The organism is Vibrio navarrensis (assembly GCF_015767675.1).
GTDB lineage: Bacteria > Pseudomonadota > Gammaproteobacteria > Enterobacterales > Vibrionaceae > Vibrio.
Genome location: NZ_CP065217.1, coordinates 1,094,998 through 1,112,389, shown reverse-complemented (window position 1 = coordinate 1,112,389; position 17,392 = coordinate 1,094,998). Strand labels below are relative to the sequence as shown.

Sequence of the window (17,392 nt, the reverse complement as noted above, 5' to 3'; positions counted from 1 at the left end):
TGCAACAAATGCACTTAATTTACTTTGTTTGATAAGGCTTGGTAGTTTTGGCTCATCATCAGCTTCTTATATTTAAGTTGCTCACTAGGTAACATGACAACACCGTTGAAATCTTTGAAAGTTGTGTCTGTTCCTAAGTTTTGCAGGTTCATCCCTAAAGCCATCGTAAACTTAGCTTTATCGCGCAGAGACGCATTAGAATCTACAACTTGGATTTCAACTCTATCCGTCGCTTTTGGCACTATTTGCTCACTAGGACTCTTTAAGATCACCTGAGACCGCGATGGTATTGAATAAACTGTTTGGAAAAAGTCTCTATCAGCATCAGTCTTTGAACGAATAGCAGTTCTCTGGACTTGGAAGTCAGAAGGGGAATAACCTACTGAATTGACACAATAACTGTTTCCACATGCTCCGATCGTCGTCGTAGAAAAATCGTGAACGTTAGGATATGAAATATTGACGTCATTACCATCAGCCACTTTTTGTGCCGTATATATCCAACTTCCACTGATATCAGGCGTGGTTCCGTTGAGACGAAAGCTCCAGCTAGACAAGTCCACTTCAGATTTAGCTATAGAATACGTAATACTAGAATCAAAAAGGGGTTGCCATTGGTAAACACCCCCGCTCAAAACAACTTCTACACCGCTGTTGCTAAGATTCAGATCTGTCGCTGTAAAGCCAGTTGAGACTATGTGGTTGTCACTTAGAATGGAAACAGGTGGATTGGTTGGGGGATTGGTCACGTCATATACCGCGTTGACAGGCACAATCGCATATTGCGTTAGATTATTGGCTTCACTGTTTGAGTACTGTGAAAACGCAGTAACCAATTTCTTCTCTACTGATGGAATTCCTGAATGAACAGAAAGACCTACAGGCTGAGTACCACCTTTAGTATTAGACTCTGACGAGCTTGTCATAAAGAAAGCTGGATTTCCGTTTGCTGTAACAGCGATAACTGCGTCATTCTTCGTTGAATCTTTCGGCTCTTGCTCACCTTTGTAACAGCTATTATTTGTTTGAGGCGAACTAATCGCTAACGTCATATTTTGGAGTAGGCTCTTGTGGACACCAAACATATAGCTATCCCGTTGTCCTATCGATCGTCCATCGAGCTCTTCTAACGCAACATAACCTCCGTCAGGAACATCGCTTTCTTTAAACGTAATAATTCCTGATGAGGGAAGGTCTGCCCCTTCAATAGTCTTGTCTATCACAACCGAACCATCTGAGTTGTGAAAAAGAATACGATAGTCCCTATTTGCGACGCGCGACGCAATGACATCTCCACTACCGTCGCTCATATTGGCAAATATTGCACATCCAGTTAAGACTTTTGAACGTTCTTCTTTGTAAACATCAACAACTTGCCAAGTATACGTAGCGACTGGTGTACCACCGCCACCGCCTCCACCGCCTCCACCGCCGCAGCCAACCAATACGCCAGAGATCATCGCTACAAGCGGCAATAGTTTTAGATTCTTCATATTCTCTTCCTGATACGGCAAAGTTTCGCCAATTAAACGTCACTCAACGAACAATAGCAAAATTAGCGCCAACTTCTTGCACTTCAATGTCTGATTTGTGAACAAACAAGCTCACCTTGATGCATATTTGTTTCAAATTTTCTAAAAAACGTAACTTATGAAAGCAAATTACATATAAAAAGCATGGTTTTTTCGCAACTGAGATACTTTCCGTAGTTTTCTTTCACATCAATTCTTTCAGTGATCTAAATCAATCATCCTAAAGGGTTAACTTGTTAGACTCGCGGCAAAGATGAGGCTGCTTTCAAGCCATCATTGATTAAAAACTTAGCTATGCTTAGGCACGTAGTACTCGTGCAACAATTAAGTGAATAATAGCTAGCATAAACGGCCTGCAAAAAAGCCGGCGTGTGGAATTGAGAAAGAATTACTAACTTTTTAAATATATGAGGAATCTATGTCAGACGCAGTGAATAAAGTGCACTCTGATTCAGATATCGAGACAAAGAGCTATCAAGAGCTTCATCGTCCCGCGTCTGAATTTGCCAGCCGCTCAGACTATCTAGACCACGAACTGCAGATCATGAAGCCACGTCGCTTCGGTCTAAACCTTCCTGGTCGTGACTTCCGTTTTGAACTTGAAGACCTTGTTCCAGCACTCGCAGGCACTATCGGCATCATCGCGATGTACTCAGCGGTGATGATGTCTTGGGCTGATGGCCTAACTCAAGCTTGGGATCACATCAACTTAGGTAAAGAATTCGCTATCGAAGTTGCTCGTGTAGAAATGTTGTTCCCTGCCCTGTTCTTCTGTGTGATCGCTTCTGGCTTTGTCAATCCGCGAGCCAACCTAGCCGGTAACCACGGCCCAATGATTCCTCTTATCGGCGCGATTGCTCTTGCCGGTGCGCACCCTCTTGCATTGGCATTGTTACTCGGCGTTTTTGGTCTGCTTCTGAGCTACTTCAAAGGCGGTTCTAAGCTGGTCAATCTCACTTCGGAAGGCACCGCTGGCGGTTTGTTGATCTTCCTCGGTTTCACCGGAACCATGAGCCAAATCACATCAATCCAAGAATGGGCCGTCGGCTTGCAATCCGCAGACATTGCGGCGGGTAGCCTAGGTTACATTGGCTTGGTAGTACTTGGCATTAACATCGTTATCTACGCGCTGCTCGCTAAACTCAACCTACGTTGGTTAGCCATTCCTGTCTGCGCGTTGACTGGCTTGGTGATTGCACTTGCGCTAGGCGCGGGTTTTGATCTGAAGTTTGAAACCCAGATGGGCCTACCTAACCTAAACCCAATTTACTGGTGGGGTAGCACTGAGACTGGCTGGCAACTTGGCTTGCCAAATCTGCAGCACTTTATTGCTTCTCTGCCATTTGCGATTCTAGCGGTAGCGATGTGGTCTCCAGATTTCCTTGGCCACCGTATTTTCCAAGAATTGAACTATCCTAAGAAGACAGAAAAAGTACTGATGGATGTGGACGACACCATGACCATGTGTTCTATCCGCCAGATGGTTGGTACTGCACTGGGCGGCGGCAACATCACTTCGTCTTGGGGGACGTACATGATTCCAGCAGCGATTGCAAAACGTCCAATCCCTGCCGGCGCGATCATCCTGGGTACTTTGGTTATGACTATCGCCGTTCTTGGATTCCCAATGGACGTTGCAGTATGGCCACCTGTGATGCGCTGCGCACTTCTCGTGGGTGTGTTCCTACCGCTGCTTGAAGCAGGTATGCAGATGGTGAGAGACACCAAAGATTCACAAGCTGCGGGTATCTGTATCTTCGGTTCTGCGGTGGTTAACCCTGTGCTGGCTTGGGCGTTGACTATGCTTCTGGACAACAATGGCCTGATTGGTGACAAAAAGCGTGCGTCTAAACTCTCTTTTGTTGACAAAGTCGTGATCCCTGGAGGCGTACTGATTATCTGTCTGGTTGCTATGCTTGCAGTGGGTATGCTAGAAAGCCAGTATGGCATCAAAGCTTGGCTGTAAGATTAAAATAAAGTGTGGGTGGTGCTGGTCACCACCCAAATTTTATTGAGTTTTTTGAGTATTTATTGATTTAGTTTAAGGTTTGCAAAAATTTTTTAGCTTAACCTAAAGCCAAGTCATCAAGATACCCAACAAAAACAGTGACAATATCTATCGTTTTCTAGCGAACTCAAAAACCGATAGATATTGTTATTAATAAGAGTGTACTGGGCCTCTTCTACAAGAGGATGGCTGGCTCAACAGTCACAGCAGTACGTGTTTTTTCTACTAAAAAGGTAGGTATGTCATGGCAGAGCAATTTGCTAAAGCTTGGGAAGGTTTTGCGGCAGGTGAGTGGCAAAACGAAGTAAACGTTCGTGATTTCATTCAGAAGAACTACACTCCGTACGAAGGCGACGAATCTTTCCTAGTTTCTGAAGGTACTGAAGCGACTAAAGCGCTTTGGGACAAGGTAATGGAAGGCATCAGACAGGAAAACTCAACACACGCTCCTGTTGACTTCGACACTTCTCTTATCTCTACCATCACTGCTCACGATGCAGGCTACATCAACAAAGATATTGAAAAGATCGTTGGTCTACAAACTGACGCTCCTCTGAAACGTGCGATCATCCCTAACGGTGGTATCCGCATGGTTGAAGGTTCTTGTAAAGTTTACGGCCGTGAACTCGATCCTCAAATCTCTAAAATCTACACAGAATACCGCAAAACGCACAACGCTGGCGTGTTCGATATCTACACTCCAGATATCCTAGCTTGTCGTAAGTCTGGTGTTCTGACTGGTCTTCCAGATGCTTACGGCCGTGGTCGTATCATCGGTGACTACCGTCGTGTTGCCCTATACGGTATCGACTTCCTAATGAAGGACAAACTGGCTCAGTTTACTTCTCTGCAAGGAAAATTCGAAAATGGCGAAGATCTGCAAATGACCATGCAGCTTCGTGAAGAGATCGCTGAGCAACACCGTGCTCTAGGCCAAATGAAAAAAATGGCAGCGAAATACGGTTACGATATTTCTCGCCCAGCAGAAACCGCGCAAGAAGCGATCCAGTGGACTTACTTTGGCTACCTAGCGGCAGTTAAGTCTCAAAACGGCGCGGCGATGTCTCTAGGTCGTACTTCTACTTTCTTAGACGTGTACATTGAGCGCGACATGAAAGCAGGCAAGATCACTGAAGATGAAGCACAAGAAATGATCGACCACTTCGTTATGAAGCTGCGTATGGTTCGTTTCCTACGTACTCCTGAGTACGATGATCTATTCTCTGGTGACCCAATCTGGGCAACAGAATCTATGGGTGGTATGGGTCTTGACGGTCGTACGCTAGTAACGCGTTCAAACTTCCGTTTCCTCAACTCTCTATACACTATGGGTCCTTCTCCAGAGCCAAACATCACGGTTCTTTGGTCTGAGCAGCTACCTGAAGGCTTCAAGAAGTTCTGTGCGAAGGTATCTATCGATACTTCTTCAATCCAGTACGAAAACGACGACTTAATGCGTCCAGACATGAAGTCTGACGACTACGCCATCGCATGTTGTGTATCTCCAATGGTTGTTGGTAAACAAATGCAGTTCTTTGGTGCTCGTGCTAACCTAGCGAAAACGATGCTTTACGCAATCAACGGTGGTGTTGATGAGAAGCTGAAAATGCAAGTTGGCCCAGTAATGCCTAAGATCACTTCAGAAGTACTAGACTTCGACGAAGTGTGGAGCAGCCTAGACCACTTCATGGATTGGCTAGCTAAGCAGTACGTTGCTGCACTAAACGCAATCCACTTCATGCACGACAAGTACAGCTACGAGTCTGCACTAATGGCACTACACGACCGTGACGTATACCGTACAATGGCATGTGGTATCGCAGGTCTCTCTATCGCAGCTGACTCACTTTCTGCAATCAAGTACGCGAAAGTGAAACCAATCCGTGACGAAGATGGCGTAGCAATCGACTTCGAAATCGAAGGTGATTACCCTAAATTTGGTAACAACGATGCTCGCGTTGATGACATCGCTTGTGAACTTGTTGAAGTGTTCATGAACAAGATCCGTAAGCTTAAGACTTACCGTGATGCTGTTCCTACTCAGTCTATCCTAACTATCACATCAAACGTGGTATACGGTAAGAAGACAGGTAACACGCCAGACGGTCGTCGTGCAGGTGCTCCATTTGCACCAGGTGCAAACCCAATGCACGGTCGTGACGAAAAAGGTGCGGTCGCATCTCTGACTTCAGTCGGTAAACTGCCATTTGCTCACGCGAAAGATGGTATTTCTTATACCTTCTCTATCGTGCCAAATGCACTGGGTAAAGATGAGAACTCACAGCGTGCTAACCTGGCTGGTCTGATGGATGGTTACTTCCATCACGAAGCAGGCATCGAGGGTGGTCAACACCTGAACGTTAACGTTCTAAACCGTGACACTCTGCTTGATGCAGTGAAGCACCCAGAGAAGTACCCTCAGCTAACTATCCGTGTATCTGGATACGCAGTTCGCTTTAACTCTCTGACTGCGGAACAGCAGCAAGACGTTATCGCTCGTACTTTCACTGAATCTCTATAAGATTTCAATGTGACATCCAAGCCGGCGCACTATGCGCCGGCTTTTTGTTTTTGGTTACGAATTCTACCAACAGGCAAGCTAACTCTGGGAGATAGCTGGATATTGCAGTATTATGAGGCGAAAAACTGTTGTGACATTATGAAATTACTTACTTACCTTGCGCTTGGACTACTCTCTCCAACGGCTCTCGCTTCCGTCAACTCCACTTTCTCGTTTAGTCTCGACAACGATGGCATTTTCGGCGTCGATCAAGACTATACCAATGGCCTCTTTCTCTCCTATACCACACCAGCGTTAAGCCGCGAGAGTCAGTATGCTTGGATGAGTATGTCGGAGAAGTATGCTAGTTCAATTGATAAATTTGAGTGGTTAATCGGCCACAAAATGTGGACGCCATCAGACATTGGTGCCACAGAGCCGATCGCCAATGATCGCCCCTACGCTGGTTTTTTTCATACCGAAATCAATTACCTCAGTCTGAATCCGCAGCAATCTGTTCGCTATAACCTAACGCTTGGAACCACAGGCGAGCACGCTTTATCGGAAAAAGCGCAGCGCCTAGTGCATAGCATTACCGGCTCGACTGAACCCAAAGGATGGGAGTATCAAGTCGATAATCAGTTTACTGTCGGGGTTGGTTATAAACGTTTCGATAACTTACTGCGTGAACCACTTCAGGACAGCAAAGAGTGGGAAATCTCTAATCTAGTTGAGGTGAACGCCAGCAACTTTCGCAGTGATCTCTCTGCGGGGATAATGTTCCGTTATGGCTCGGAGCTCAGCCAGTCTATGGGAGCGGCCGACATCAGTGTGGAGCGGCCATTTAACGCCGGCATGATGGGCAACACCTCGTCTGGCTGGTTTCTCTTCTCTGGTATTACTGGTCGATACCGTTTCAATGATCTGAGTATTGAGGGTGAGCGTTCAGGCATTCCGGAGCCAAGTGAAGCGTTCGATGTCACACTACAACCCTGGCAAAGCACTGCGGTTGCGGGGATCGCCATGTACAATCGCACCTTGGGTTTTAGCTTCACATTGGCAGTGAAAACACCAGACTACATGGAGTCGCCTCACACCATCTATGGAAATGGCGCACTTTCTATGTACGCCTTTTTCTAAGCTCAAATTTTAAAATTCTGGCATTCGTTACTAAGTGTGCGGGAGTGGCTGTCAACCAGTTTACTCACTTCCCGCAACTCTTGGTTATTGGTCTCCAGCTCTCGCATCGCATGGGAGATTTGGGTCATGCTATCGGCCATGGATTGACTGGTCGTCGCCAGCTCTTTCATCGAACTAAAGATCACTTCGGTTTGCTGGCTGGCCTCATCGGCTTTGTCGGTGATGTGTTTGAGCGCGTTGATCGCTTCGTGTCCTTTCTGCTGCCCTTTCTCTATGGTTTTGCCTGAGTTGCTGATGTACTGAATAACCTCAGCACTTTCGTTTTTCATCGTCTCAATCGTGCCCGAAATTTCGCTGACGGCATCAACGGTTCTTACCGCAAGGCTTCGTACCTCATCAGCCACCACCGCAAAACCTCTCCCTTGCTCACCAGCGCGAGCAGCTTCAATCGCGGCATTGAGCGCCAACAGATTCGTTTGCTCTGCAATGCCATTGATGATATCCATCACAGAATCTATTTTCGCCGAAGCTTCTTCAAGCTGGGTAATGTGTCCAGAGGCAGAGTGCAGAATGTCTGCCACCTGCTCAAGAGAACCGATCGCTTCTGCAATCACTTTTCCGCCTTCTTCCGCCGCTTGGTTTGAGGCTTTACTGATCTCAGAAACAAATTCGAGCGAGCTGGAAACTTCGCTAGTTGTAACGCTGACTTCCTCGGTAGCAGAGGCGATCAACTGCGTTTGTCCCATGATGTCCGCTTGATGGCGAACAAGATTATCCAAACCAGTTCTCAGTTCGCCCGCGTAATTGGCAAGAGATAAACTGCTCTGCTGTACGCCAGAAACCAGTTCACCCAAATTCTCACAGCTTTTGTTCACCGCCTGAGAGAGCAGGTTAAATTCATCTTGGCTGTTTTGGCTAGTTTCCAAACGTCGAGACAAATCGCCTTGCGCAATCGCTTGGATCATCTGGCTAATTCTATCGAGTGCTTTTGTCAAAGATGCACTTAAGTTAACAAAAATAAGGACGGTCAACAGAGCCAATGCGCCGGACGCAATCAACACCGACCATTTGGTGCTGTCAGAATAGTTAGCGGCTCTCTTTTGATACTCGGATGCCATGCCACTTAACGTTTCAGACGCTTGTTGGATCTGCTGTAAAGAGGCCTGCTGAGTGGACGCAAGTTGCTGCTCAATCGAGCTTAGTTGCTGCAACAGTTCACTGACTCTTGCAAAAGTGGTTTTGAACTCGTTTATCTCTTTCTCATACAAGTCCAACATACCGTAGCTGTTAGAAACATTGACAAACATAGCCATAGAGCGGTTAAACAGCTTTAAGTTTTGTTCATTTGCTTGCAACAAGTAATTCTGCTGAGTCTTAATCATCTCTTGAAAATCCGAGTTGATGGTCACCATCCCCGTTTCCGCGATTTTTGCTTCAATGATTTTAGCTAACTCTTTCATTCGCCCAAGTTTGCCTTCATCGACGGAAAAACCAACTTCAGAGCGTAGTTCCAACCAAGGGGTCAGCGATTGCTCAAACTCTTGAATCGCCGTTTTCATCGAGCCGGCTTGTGAATTCAGTGCAAATTGACTGAGCGTATCGCTCGCACCTTGAACATTTTTATTCAGCGCCTGTACATCCGCGCGGATTTCAGCCACCTGACTTAAGCTCATTTGACGCAGTTTCCCCGACAACAAAAGCAGTTCAACCTGAGTTTTGGCGATTTGTCTGGCCCCCTCGGAAACTAGACTGCTTTTCGCATACTGTTCCGTCATTGAGCCAAGTTGTTTGGACGTGTAAAAAGCAAGAGCAACAAATCCCAAAATAAGTACACTCAAAAACGACAGAATCTTGTGTTTTTGAGAAAGCGCAAGCGTATTCATGGTTTACATCCCTACAGCATAGTTGTTTATTTTTACACCCAAAAGCGGTTACTTTTATAACATAATAACAATTCCGCAAACTGTCATCTTCATGAAGCAAATTTGCTGCCATGCGCACTTCCCGACTAAGACTGTTTTAACCCTAGTTTTTGTAATAAAATGACAGCCAGAATTTGGTAAGAATTGAGAGCAACTCATGTCAACAACTGGTCGTATTCACTCATTTGAATCCTGCGGTACCGTAGACGGCCCTGGTATTCGCTTTATTGTCTTTATGCAAGGTTGTTTAATGCGCTGTAAGTATTGCCACAACCGTGACACATGGGACACTCACATTGGTAAAGAAGTCTCTGTGGAAGAGATCATCCGCGAGGCAAAATCCTACCGACATTTTATGAACGCTTCTGGCGGTGGCATTACTTGTTCAGGTGGCGAAGCCATGTTGCAACCTGAGTTTGTGCGCGACTTTTTCCGTGCGGCTAAAGCGGAAGGTATTCACACTTGCTTAGATACCAACGGTTATGTGCGCAAACATACGGAAGTTATTGATGAGGTGCTGGACGCCACCGATTTGGTGATGTTGGACATTAAACACATGAAAGATGAAATTCACCACGATTTCATCGGCGTATCGAACAAACGCACGCTGGATTTCGCCCGCTACCTGCACAAAATCGGCCAAAAGACTTGGATCCGTTACGTTATCGTACCCGGGTATACCGATGATCCTGAAGCCGCACACATGCTTGGTGCCTTTATCAAAGACATGGACAATATTGAGAAAGTAGAGCTATTGCCCTACCACAAACTCGGCGCGCACAAATGGGAAGCGATGGGACAAGATTATCCTCTGGAAGGGGTCAATCCACCGCCGAAAGAGACGATGGATGCGATGGTGGCCATTTTGTCTCAATACCACAGCAACGTTAAATACTAACGCCGCACAGACATTCCTTTCTCACGGATTTTAGTACATGGATGTATTCACTCTTTTCTGCTCAGGCCTAACGATTTTGATTGGCTGGCGTTTCTGCTGGGCAGATTTCAAGCGCGTTGTTTTGCCTAAGCTGCTCAATGAAAAGAGTTTTCAACATCTCACTTTTGCCGTTATTTTTATCCTGTTTTTGCTCTGGCGCACACAAGCTGGGATCAAAGATGGGCTGCAGGTTCATTTTCTCGCTCTCACCACTCTGACCATGATGTTCGGTTGGCGAATGGCTTTTCTGATTTGTCTACCTGTCACCTTCGGGCTAGCCTTAACCAGTGACATGCCACTTTCAGCCATTCCCGAATACCTAACGCTGTCAGTGCTGTTTCCTATCACCATTTCTTATCTGATTTTTTGCCTAAGTTACCACTACCTGCCACGCAATATCTTTGTCTTTATTTTTATCGCTGGTTTTCTCAATGCGGCTATCACTGGCAGCTTGCATTTGATGGTTAACGCGCTCTACCACCTTTGGTCTGGTCATTATGATTGGCAAACCATTTGGGACAACTATTTCATTTTGGTCCCTCTGCTCGCCTTTCCAGAAGCCTTGCTAAATGGCATGTCACTTGCCGTACTTTGTGTGTTCAAGCCTGAGTGGTTAAGGGTCTTCTCCGACCATGATTACATTTTCAACCATTACCACAAACACTGAACAAATCGACAAACATAATTTGTACTTTTCGAATTAAATCTGTATTGAGATCATGTTTCATCGTGTGATGTTCCGCTAACCTAACTGCAACAACACAATAAAATTATCTTCAGTGAGGTCACCATGGAAATGTCAAACACACAGCGTTTGATCCTATCAAATCAGTACAAACTCATGTCACAGCTCGACCCAACCAATGCGGCAAAATACCAACGTTTAAAAACCATTATTGAACGCGGTTATGAGCTACAAATGCGCGAGTTAAACAAAGATTTTGGCTGTATTTCGGAATCACACTGCAAAGAAGTGATCGACATTATGGAGATGTATCACGCCATGCAGGAATCCAACAAAATGCTCTCTGATAGCGAACGTGCAGAGGTGGATCAGCGTCGACTACAGTTCCTAGGTTTCGACATCGCTTCAGAAGCTCAATTGGTCCACTACGTGCGTTTCTTAGTCGACTCCGAAGGCTTGTATCCTCAATTTGATAAAGCAGACCACCATTTCAACAGTCAAATGCCGATGTTGGAAAAATACCGCCGAATGCTGGCGAGCTGGAAAAAATGTCCTCGCCAGTACCATCTGTCTGCCACGGAGCTGCGCCAAATCTTCAGTGCATAAGCGAACTCAAACCGTTTCCTCCAAGGCTGGCGAATAGGCCGGCCTTGTTTCTTTAGCCACTTTCCTTTGCCTTTACCATCAAGAAACATTTCCTCTCTATTCTAGTTGGCTTAAAACGTCGCTTTTTGCTCTTCATACTAAATTGCTCTTCATATTAAATTGCTCTTCATATTAAACTCATTTTCACCACAAATGCCACATAGAGAAAGACATATTATTCCTGAATTCAATCTATTTGAGCGCCATGGAAAGAGGCGATCAACCCCGCATCTCAACAAGTATTTTTTTAAATAAACACATAATTGTTAAGCAAAATTGCAAATCGCGGTCTAGGCTTATCCTTGAGAAGGGACGATATTTGCCAACGTTCGTCAGCAGACTGAATAAGAAGGGGAATGTGACATGAGTATTTTTGACCACTATCAAGCTCGCTATGAAGCAGCAAAAGACGAAGAGATGTCGATACAAGACTTCCTTGCGCTGTGCAAAGATGACAAAAGTGCCTATGCAAATGCAGCAGAACGACTTCTTATGGCGATTGGAGAGCCAGAGCTGATCGACACTTCACATCATCCTCGCCTCAGCAGACTATTTTCTAACCGTGTCATCTCACGCTACAAAACGTTTAAAGATTTTTATGGCATGGAAGACGCGATCGAGCAGATCGTCTCTTACCTAAAACACGCTGCGCAAGGGTTAGAAGAACGCAAACAGATCCTCTATTTGCTCGGTCCGGTCGGCGGTGGTAAATCTTCACTGGCGGAAAAACTCAAGGCCTTGATGCAGCAAATGCCCATTTACGTCTTGAGCGCAAACGGGCAACGTAGCCCGGTCAACGACCATCCTTTCTGTTTGTTTGATGTCAATGAAGACGGCGATATCCTACAGCAGGAGTATGGCATTGAAAAACGCTACTTACGCTCCATCATGTCGCCTTGGGCGGCAAAACGCTTGCACGAATTCGGGGGGGATATCAGCAAATTTAAAGTGCTGAAAGTGCGTCCTTCCATTCTCGACCAAATTGGCATTGCCAAAACCGAACCGGGCGATGAGAACAACCAAGACATTTCCTCTTTGGTTGGTAAAGTCGATATTCGTCGTCTTGAACATTATTCGCAAGACGATCCGGATGCTTACAGCTACTCAGGTGCGTTGTGTAAAGCGAACCAGGGTTTGATGGAGTTCGTCGAGATGTTTAAAGCACCTATCAAAGTGCTGCATCCACTTTTGACCGCGACCCAAGAAGGGAACTTTAACGGCACTGAAGGGCTGTCAGCGATTCCATTTGATGGCATGATTCTCGCCCACTCAAACGAATCGGAATGGCAAACCTTTAGAAACAACAAAAACAACGAAGCATTCCTCGATCGGGTTTATATCGTCAAAGTCCCTTACTGTTTGCGTGTTTCAGAAGAAGTCAAAATCTACCAGAAACTCCTTGAGCACTCAGAACTTTCCAAAGCACCTTGTTCACCAAGCACGCTCGATTTACTGGCCCAATTCAGTATTCTTTCTCGTCTGAAAGAGCCAGAAAACTCGTCGATTTACTCAAAAATGCGCGTCTATGACGGTGAAACCTTAAAAGATACCGATCCAAAAGCGAAGAGTTATCAAGAATATCGTGACTACGCTGGTGTCGACGAAGGGATGAAAGGCCTTTCAACCCGTTTCGCCTTTAAGATCCTCTCGCGTGTGTTTAACTTTGACCATACCGAAGTGGCGGCAAACCCTGTTCATCTCTTCTATGTGATTGAGCAGCAAGTCGAACGGGAGCAGTTCCCACAAGATACGGCTGATCGCTACCTAGAGTTTCTCAAAGGCTACCTCGTACCGCGCTACGTGGAGTTCATTGGCAAAGAAATTCAAACTGCCTACCTCGAGTCTTACTCTGAATATGGCCAGAATATCTTTGATCGTTACGTCACCTACGCCGATTTCTGGATTCAAGATCAAGAGTACCGTGATCCGGAAACTGGCCAGTTATTCGACCGCTCTGCTCTGAATGGCGAGTTGGAAAAAATCGAGAAAACCGCGGGCATTTCCAATCCGAAAGATTTCCGCAATGAGATTGTGAACTTTGTGCTGCGTGCCCGAGCAAATAACAATGGGCAAAATCCGGTTTGGACCAGCTACGAAAAACTGCGCACCGTCATCGAGAAGAAAATGTTCTCCAACACAGAAGATCTGCTTCCGGTTATCTCTTTCAACGCGAAAACCTCTTCTGACGATCAGAAGAAACACGATGACTTCGTAGCTCGTATGATGGAAAAAGGCTACACCGAGAAACAAGTACGCCTGCTTTCCGAGTGGTACCTGCGTGTACGTAAATCGTCCTAACCTTGAGAAATGAGTTAGGTCTTGTGGAACATGAAGAGGGGAATTTCATGGCGCAATTTATCGACCGGAGGCTCAATGGCAAGAATAAGAGCGCTGTCAACAGACAGCGCTTCTTGAGACGCTACAAAGAGCAAATCAAAGAGTCTGTTGCGGATGCAGTAAATCGCCGCTCGATCACCAATACCGAGACCGGTGAAGATGTTGCCATTCCGCACAAAGATATCAAGGAACCTATTTTTCATCAGGGGAAAGGCGGATTACGCGAGCGTGTACACCCCGGAAACGACCAGTTTATCACTGGCGATAAGATCGAACGCCCCAAAGGTGGGCAAGGCGGTGGCGGTTCTGGTGAAGGCGACGCAAGCGCGGACGGTGAGGGGCAAGATGATTTCGTCTTTCAGATCTCAAAAGACGAGTATCTCGACATTCTGTTTGAAGATCTGGCGCTGCCCAACCTGAAGAAAAACCAAGTCAATAAAATCACCGAATGGAAAAAGCACCGAGCAGGTTTTCAAACTGCTGGCATTCCATCCAACATCTCTGTTGTTCGTTCTCTGCAACAGTCTTTAGCTCGTCGCACCGCGATGACCGCTGGCAAAAAGCGCCTAATGCAAGAATTGGAAGAGGAACTAGAACGCATCCAAAATAGGGAACCGGCGCAAAAACTGGAAGAGATGCGCATTAAACAAGAAATTGAAGAGTTGCGAAAGCGCATCGATGCGGTCCCTTTTATTGACACCTTTGATCTGCGTTTTAAGAATTATGAGAAAAAACCCGTGCCATCGAGCCAGGCCGTCATGTTCTGTCTGATGGACGTTTCAGGCTCAATGGATCAAGCGACTAAGGACATCGCAAAGCGCTTTTATGTACTGCTTTATCTGTTCTTAACTCGCACTTATGAGAATGTTGAAGTGGTCTTTATTCGTCACCACACACAGGCCAAAGAGGTGGATGAGCATGAGTTTTTCTACTCTCAGGAGACTGGAGGGACCATTGTTTCCAGTGCTCTCAAGTTGATGGATGACATTGTTAAGCAACGCTATCCCGTTGGGGAATGGAACGTTTACGCGGCACAAGCTTCAGACGGCGATAACTGGGCGGACGACTCTCCACGCTGTCGTGAACTGTTAACCAACAAGTTACTGCCTAACTGCCAGTACTACGCTTATATTGAGATTACACGTCGTTCTCACCAAACTCTTTGGCACGAATATGAAAAATTAGAAGAAAGCTTCAACAACTTTGCGATGAAGAATATCCGCTCAGTAGAAGATATCTTCCCGGTATTTAGAGAGCTGTTCCAGAAAGAGACTGCATAGGAGGACTGCGCATGACAACCAAAACTAAGCAAAAGCGTAAAACCTTACCAGATGGCCCTGACTGGACTTTCGAACTGCTGGATAAATACCATCAAGAGATAAAGCGGGTTGCAGAGCACTATCGTCTGGACACTTACCCTAACCAGATCGAGGTGATCACCTCAGAGCAAATGATGGATGCTTATTCAAGCATCGGTATGCCGATAAACTACAACCACTGGTCGTTTGGTAAAAAGTTTATTCAAACTGAGCAAAATTACAAACACGGACAAATGGGCTTAGCCTATGAGATTGTGATCAACTCCAACCCTTGCATCGCCTACTTGATGGAAGAGAACACCGTCACCATGCAGGCCTTGGTCATGGCGCACGCTTGTTATGGGCATAACTCCTTCTTTAAGGGCAATTATCTATTTCAAACCTGGACCGACGCCAGTTCTATCATCGACTACTTACTCTTTGCCAAAAATTACATTGCTGAGTGCGAAATCAAGTATGGTGAAACCGAAGTGGAAAAACTGCTCGATTCCTGCCATGCCCTGATGAATTTTGGCGTTGATCGTTACAAACGGCCAGAGAAGATTTCGATCAACGAAGAGAAAGCCCGCCAAGAAGAACGTGAAGCGTACTTGCAATCACAGGTCAATGAACTGTGGCGCACTGTGCCGAAAGCAAAAGCCAAAGAAGAGCGCAATCAGATTCGATTCCCCAGTGAGCCGCAGGAAAACATCCTCTACTTTATTGAAAAGCATGCGCCATTGCTTGAGCCGTGGCAGCGTGAAATCGTGCGTATCGTGAGAAAAATCAGCCAATACTTTTATCCGCAAAAACAGACTCAAGTGATGAACGAAGGCTGGGCAACTTTCTGGCACTACACGATTTTGAATCATCTTTACGACGAGGGGCTAGTGTCCGATAAATTCATTCTGGAATTTTTGCACAGTCATACCAGTGTGGTCGCTCAACCCCCCTATAACAGCCCATATTTCAGTGGAATCAATCCGTATGCACTCGGGTTTGCCATGTTCAGAGACATCAAACGTATCTGTGAAGAACCCACCGATGAAGACCGTGAGTGGTTCCCGGAACTCGCTGGCAGCAACTGGCTAGACGCCGTTCATTTTGCAATGCATAACTTTAAAGACGAGAGTTTTATCAGCCAATACTTGTCGCCTAAAATCATCCGCGATTTTAAACTGTTTGCTATTCAAGATGACGACCGTAAAAACTTTATTGAGGTGAATGCGATTCATGACGATAGCGGATATCGAAAAATCAGAGAAGCCTTGGCCGCACAGTATAATCTGTCGAACCTAGAGCCCAACATTCAGGTCTTCAATGTCGATGTGCGTGGTGACCGTTCGCTGACACTGCAATATGTGCCGCACAATCGGATCCCGCTGGATAAAAGCTATGAAGAAGTGCTAAAACACTTATACCGAATTTGGGGATTTGAAGTCATTTTGGAAGAAGTAAAAGAGTCCGGGCATCGCGAAGTTCTGGCCACGTGTCCCGCCAAAGAATAGGCACAAGGGGCACGGTGCGATCAGTAATCTACTTAACACCCGCTATGTTGGGGCGGGTGTTATTTTCCCCCAGCGTCACTCGTGTCTGTCAATCAAGGTTACGTTTCATTTGATACATGCGCTCATCGGCTAAACGAACTCGCTGACTAATGTTGCCTTCATTTACGTACGAAATACCAAAAGAGAAGGCGATTTTTGCCGCGAAAGCCAGTGCCTGGAGATGATTCATCACTTGGTCAACTCTTTGCGGGTCGAGCAAAAGAATAAATTCGTCGCCTCCCACCCGAAAAGCAAATTCATCTTCTTCAACCACATGCGACAATTTATTGGCAAAACGGACGATCAGTTCATCACCTTTAGCATGGCCTTGAGTATCGTTAATCTCTTTTAAGCCATTAAGATCGATATAAATCAAGGAGAGATCTTCATCGCTAAAACTATCCAAATAGCGTCGATTGTAAAGCCCAGTCAGTTCATCTCGTACTATCTCATAATCTTTGGCACGCATGGCCCTGGCAATTCCCAGTGCGATCAAGGAAACCGCGATGAACATACCACCTTGCTCGATTACGTTGTCTAGCAACGCATAATCGTGACTCCAGTCAGCCAGAATTCGGACTTCAGTCAAGGTATCGTACATCGCGACAGCGAGAACCAGATTGACGCCCCAAACGATCAGTTTGTAATCACAAATCGATGGTGAAAGTGCGATACGGATGTAAAGTAAGATGCAGAAATAAGCCGATTCGGTGAATACGTCAATTTGATCTTCGACGCCGAGAGCTGACACAAAGCTCGTCACATTGAGTAAAGCAAACATGCTAAGTGCGATGACCAAAGCATGACGAGATGGGCGTTTGATTCTAAGTGGGTGCATGCA

12 protein-coding genes are annotated in these 17,392 nt (G+C 45.9%); 9 read left to right on the top strand and 3 right to left on the bottom strand.

All coding sequences use genetic code 11. The annotated features are described in order from the left end of the window. Positions 1–14: 14 nt before the first annotated feature. Positions 15–1,493, bottom strand: coding sequence for a hypothetical protein (locus I3X05_RS05020; RefSeq protein ID WP_045568978.1), 1,479 nt, complete (start codon positions 1,491–1,493; stop codon positions 15–17). A 457-nt stretch (positions 1,494–1,950) separates the two neighbouring features. Between I3X05_RS05020 and I3X05_RS05015 the strand changes: the two genes are divergently transcribed. The 3 genes from I3X05_RS05015 (at position 1,951) to I3X05_RS05005 (ending at position 7,180) form a co-directional block, all read left to right on the top strand. Continuing rightward, positions 1,951–3,498 carry a DUF3360 family protein gene (locus I3X05_RS05015; protein WP_045568979.1) on the top strand — a complete coding sequence of 516 codons (1,548 nt, stop codon included), beginning with the start codon at positions 1,951–1,953 and terminating at the stop codon, positions 3,496–3,498. A gap of 286 nt (positions 3,499–3,784) precedes the next feature. Continuing rightward, on the top strand, positions 3,785–6,061 hold the full coding sequence (gene pflB / locus I3X05_RS05010) for a formate C-acetyltransferase (protein WP_045568980.1): 2,277 nt from the start codon (positions 3,785–3,787) through the stop codon (positions 6,059–6,061). Positions 6,062–6,199: 138 nt separating this feature from the next. Beyond that, positions 6,200–7,180, top strand: coding sequence for a lipid A deacylase LpxR family protein (locus I3X05_RS05005; RefSeq protein ID WP_045568981.1), 981 nt, complete (start codon positions 6,200–6,202; stop codon positions 7,178–7,180). A gap of 2 nt (positions 7,181–7,182) precedes the next feature. On the opposite strand, the gene I3X05_RS05000 is transcribed toward I3X05_RS05005, so the two are convergent. Continuing rightward, entirely contained in the window at positions 7,183–9,063 is a 1,881-nt protein-coding gene (locus I3X05_RS05000) for a methyl-accepting chemotaxis protein (protein ID WP_045568982.1), read from the bottom strand. 196 nt (positions 9,064–9,259) lie between these two features. Here I3X05_RS05000 and pflA point away from each other — a divergent pair, with 196 nt between their 5' ends. The 6 genes from pflA to I3X05_RS04970 all read left to right on the top strand — a co-directional run bounded on the left by pflA (position 9,260) and on the right by I3X05_RS04970 (position 16,512). Continuing rightward, a complete protein-coding gene (gene pflA / locus I3X05_RS04995) occupies positions 9,260–10,000 on the top strand; it encodes a pyruvate formate lyase 1-activating protein (RefSeq protein ID WP_039433121.1) in 741 nt (246 codons plus the stop codon). A 37-nt stretch (positions 10,001–10,037) separates the two neighbouring features. Continuing rightward, a complete protein-coding gene (locus I3X05_RS04990; RefSeq protein ID WP_045568983.1) occupies positions 10,038–10,706 on the top strand; it encodes an energy-coupling factor ABC transporter permease in 669 nt (222 codons plus the stop codon). A 123-nt stretch (positions 10,707–10,829) separates the two neighbouring features. Beyond that, on the top strand, positions 10,830–11,330 hold the full coding sequence (locus I3X05_RS04985; protein WP_045568984.1) for a YfbU family protein: 501 nt from the start codon (positions 10,830–10,832) through the stop codon (positions 11,328–11,330). 402 nt (positions 11,331–11,732) lie between these two features. Continuing rightward, on the top strand, positions 11,733–13,667 hold the full coding sequence (locus I3X05_RS04980) for a PrkA family serine protein kinase (RefSeq protein ID WP_045568985.1): 1,935 nt from the start codon (positions 11,733–11,735) through the stop codon (positions 13,665–13,667). A 47-nt stretch (positions 13,668–13,714) separates the two neighbouring features. Next, on the top strand, positions 13,715–14,986 hold the full coding sequence (locus I3X05_RS04975; protein WP_045568986.1) for a YeaH/YhbH family protein: 1,272 nt from the start codon (positions 13,715–13,717) through the stop codon (positions 14,984–14,986). Between the two features lie 11 nt (positions 14,987–14,997). Further along, positions 14,998–16,512: a SpoVR family protein gene (locus I3X05_RS04970; protein ID WP_039425211.1), complete on the top strand. Its 1,515-nt coding sequence runs from the start codon at positions 14,998–15,000 to the stop codon at positions 16,510–16,512. 88 nt (positions 16,513–16,600) lie between these two features. Here I3X05_RS04970 and I3X05_RS04965 read toward each other — a convergent pair whose 3' ends face one another. Then, a complete protein-coding gene (locus I3X05_RS04965; RefSeq protein WP_193157691.1) occupies positions 16,601–17,389 on the bottom strand; it encodes a GGDEF domain-containing protein in 789 nt (262 codons plus the stop codon). Positions 17,390–17,392 lie beyond the last annotated feature (3 nt).

Coding starts and splice junctions, on each gene's coding strand:
- I3X05_RS05020 (WP_045568978.1), bottom strand. CDS start 1,493: ATGAAGAATCTAAAACTATTGCCGCTTGTAGCGATGATCTCTGGCGTA.
- I3X05_RS05015 (WP_045568979.1), top strand. CDS start 1,951: ATGTCAGACGCAGTGAATAAAGTGCACTCTGATTCAGATATCGAGACA.
- pflB (WP_045568980.1), top strand. CDS start 3,785: ATGGCAGAGCAATTTGCTAAAGCTTGGGAAGGTTTTGCGGCAGGTGAG.
- I3X05_RS05005 (WP_045568981.1), top strand. CDS start 6,200: ATGAAATTACTTACTTACCTTGCGCTTGGACTACTCTCTCCAACGGCT.
- I3X05_RS05000 (WP_045568982.1), bottom strand. CDS start 9,063: ATGAATACGCTTGCGCTTTCTCAAAAACACAAGATTCTGTCGTTTTTG.
- pflA (WP_039433121.1), top strand. CDS start 9,260: ATGTCAACAACTGGTCGTATTCACTCATTTGAATCCTGCGGTACCGTA.
- I3X05_RS04990 (WP_045568983.1), top strand. CDS start 10,038: ATGGATGTATTCACTCTTTTCTGCTCAGGCCTAACGATTTTGATTGGC.
- I3X05_RS04985 (WP_045568984.1), top strand. CDS start 10,830: ATGGAAATGTCAAACACACAGCGTTTGATCCTATCAAATCAGTACAAA.
- I3X05_RS04980 (WP_045568985.1), top strand. CDS start 11,733: ATGAGTATTTTTGACCACTATCAAGCTCGCTATGAAGCAGCAAAAGAC.
- I3X05_RS04975 (WP_045568986.1), top strand. CDS start 13,715: ATGGCGCAATTTATCGACCGGAGGCTCAATGGCAAGAATAAGAGCGCT.
- I3X05_RS04970 (WP_039425211.1), top strand. CDS start 14,998: ATGACAACCAAAACTAAGCAAAAGCGTAAAACCTTACCAGATGGCCCT.
- I3X05_RS04965 (WP_193157691.1), bottom strand. CDS start 17,389: ATGCACCCACTTAGAATCAAACGCCCATCTCGTCATGCTTTGGTCATC.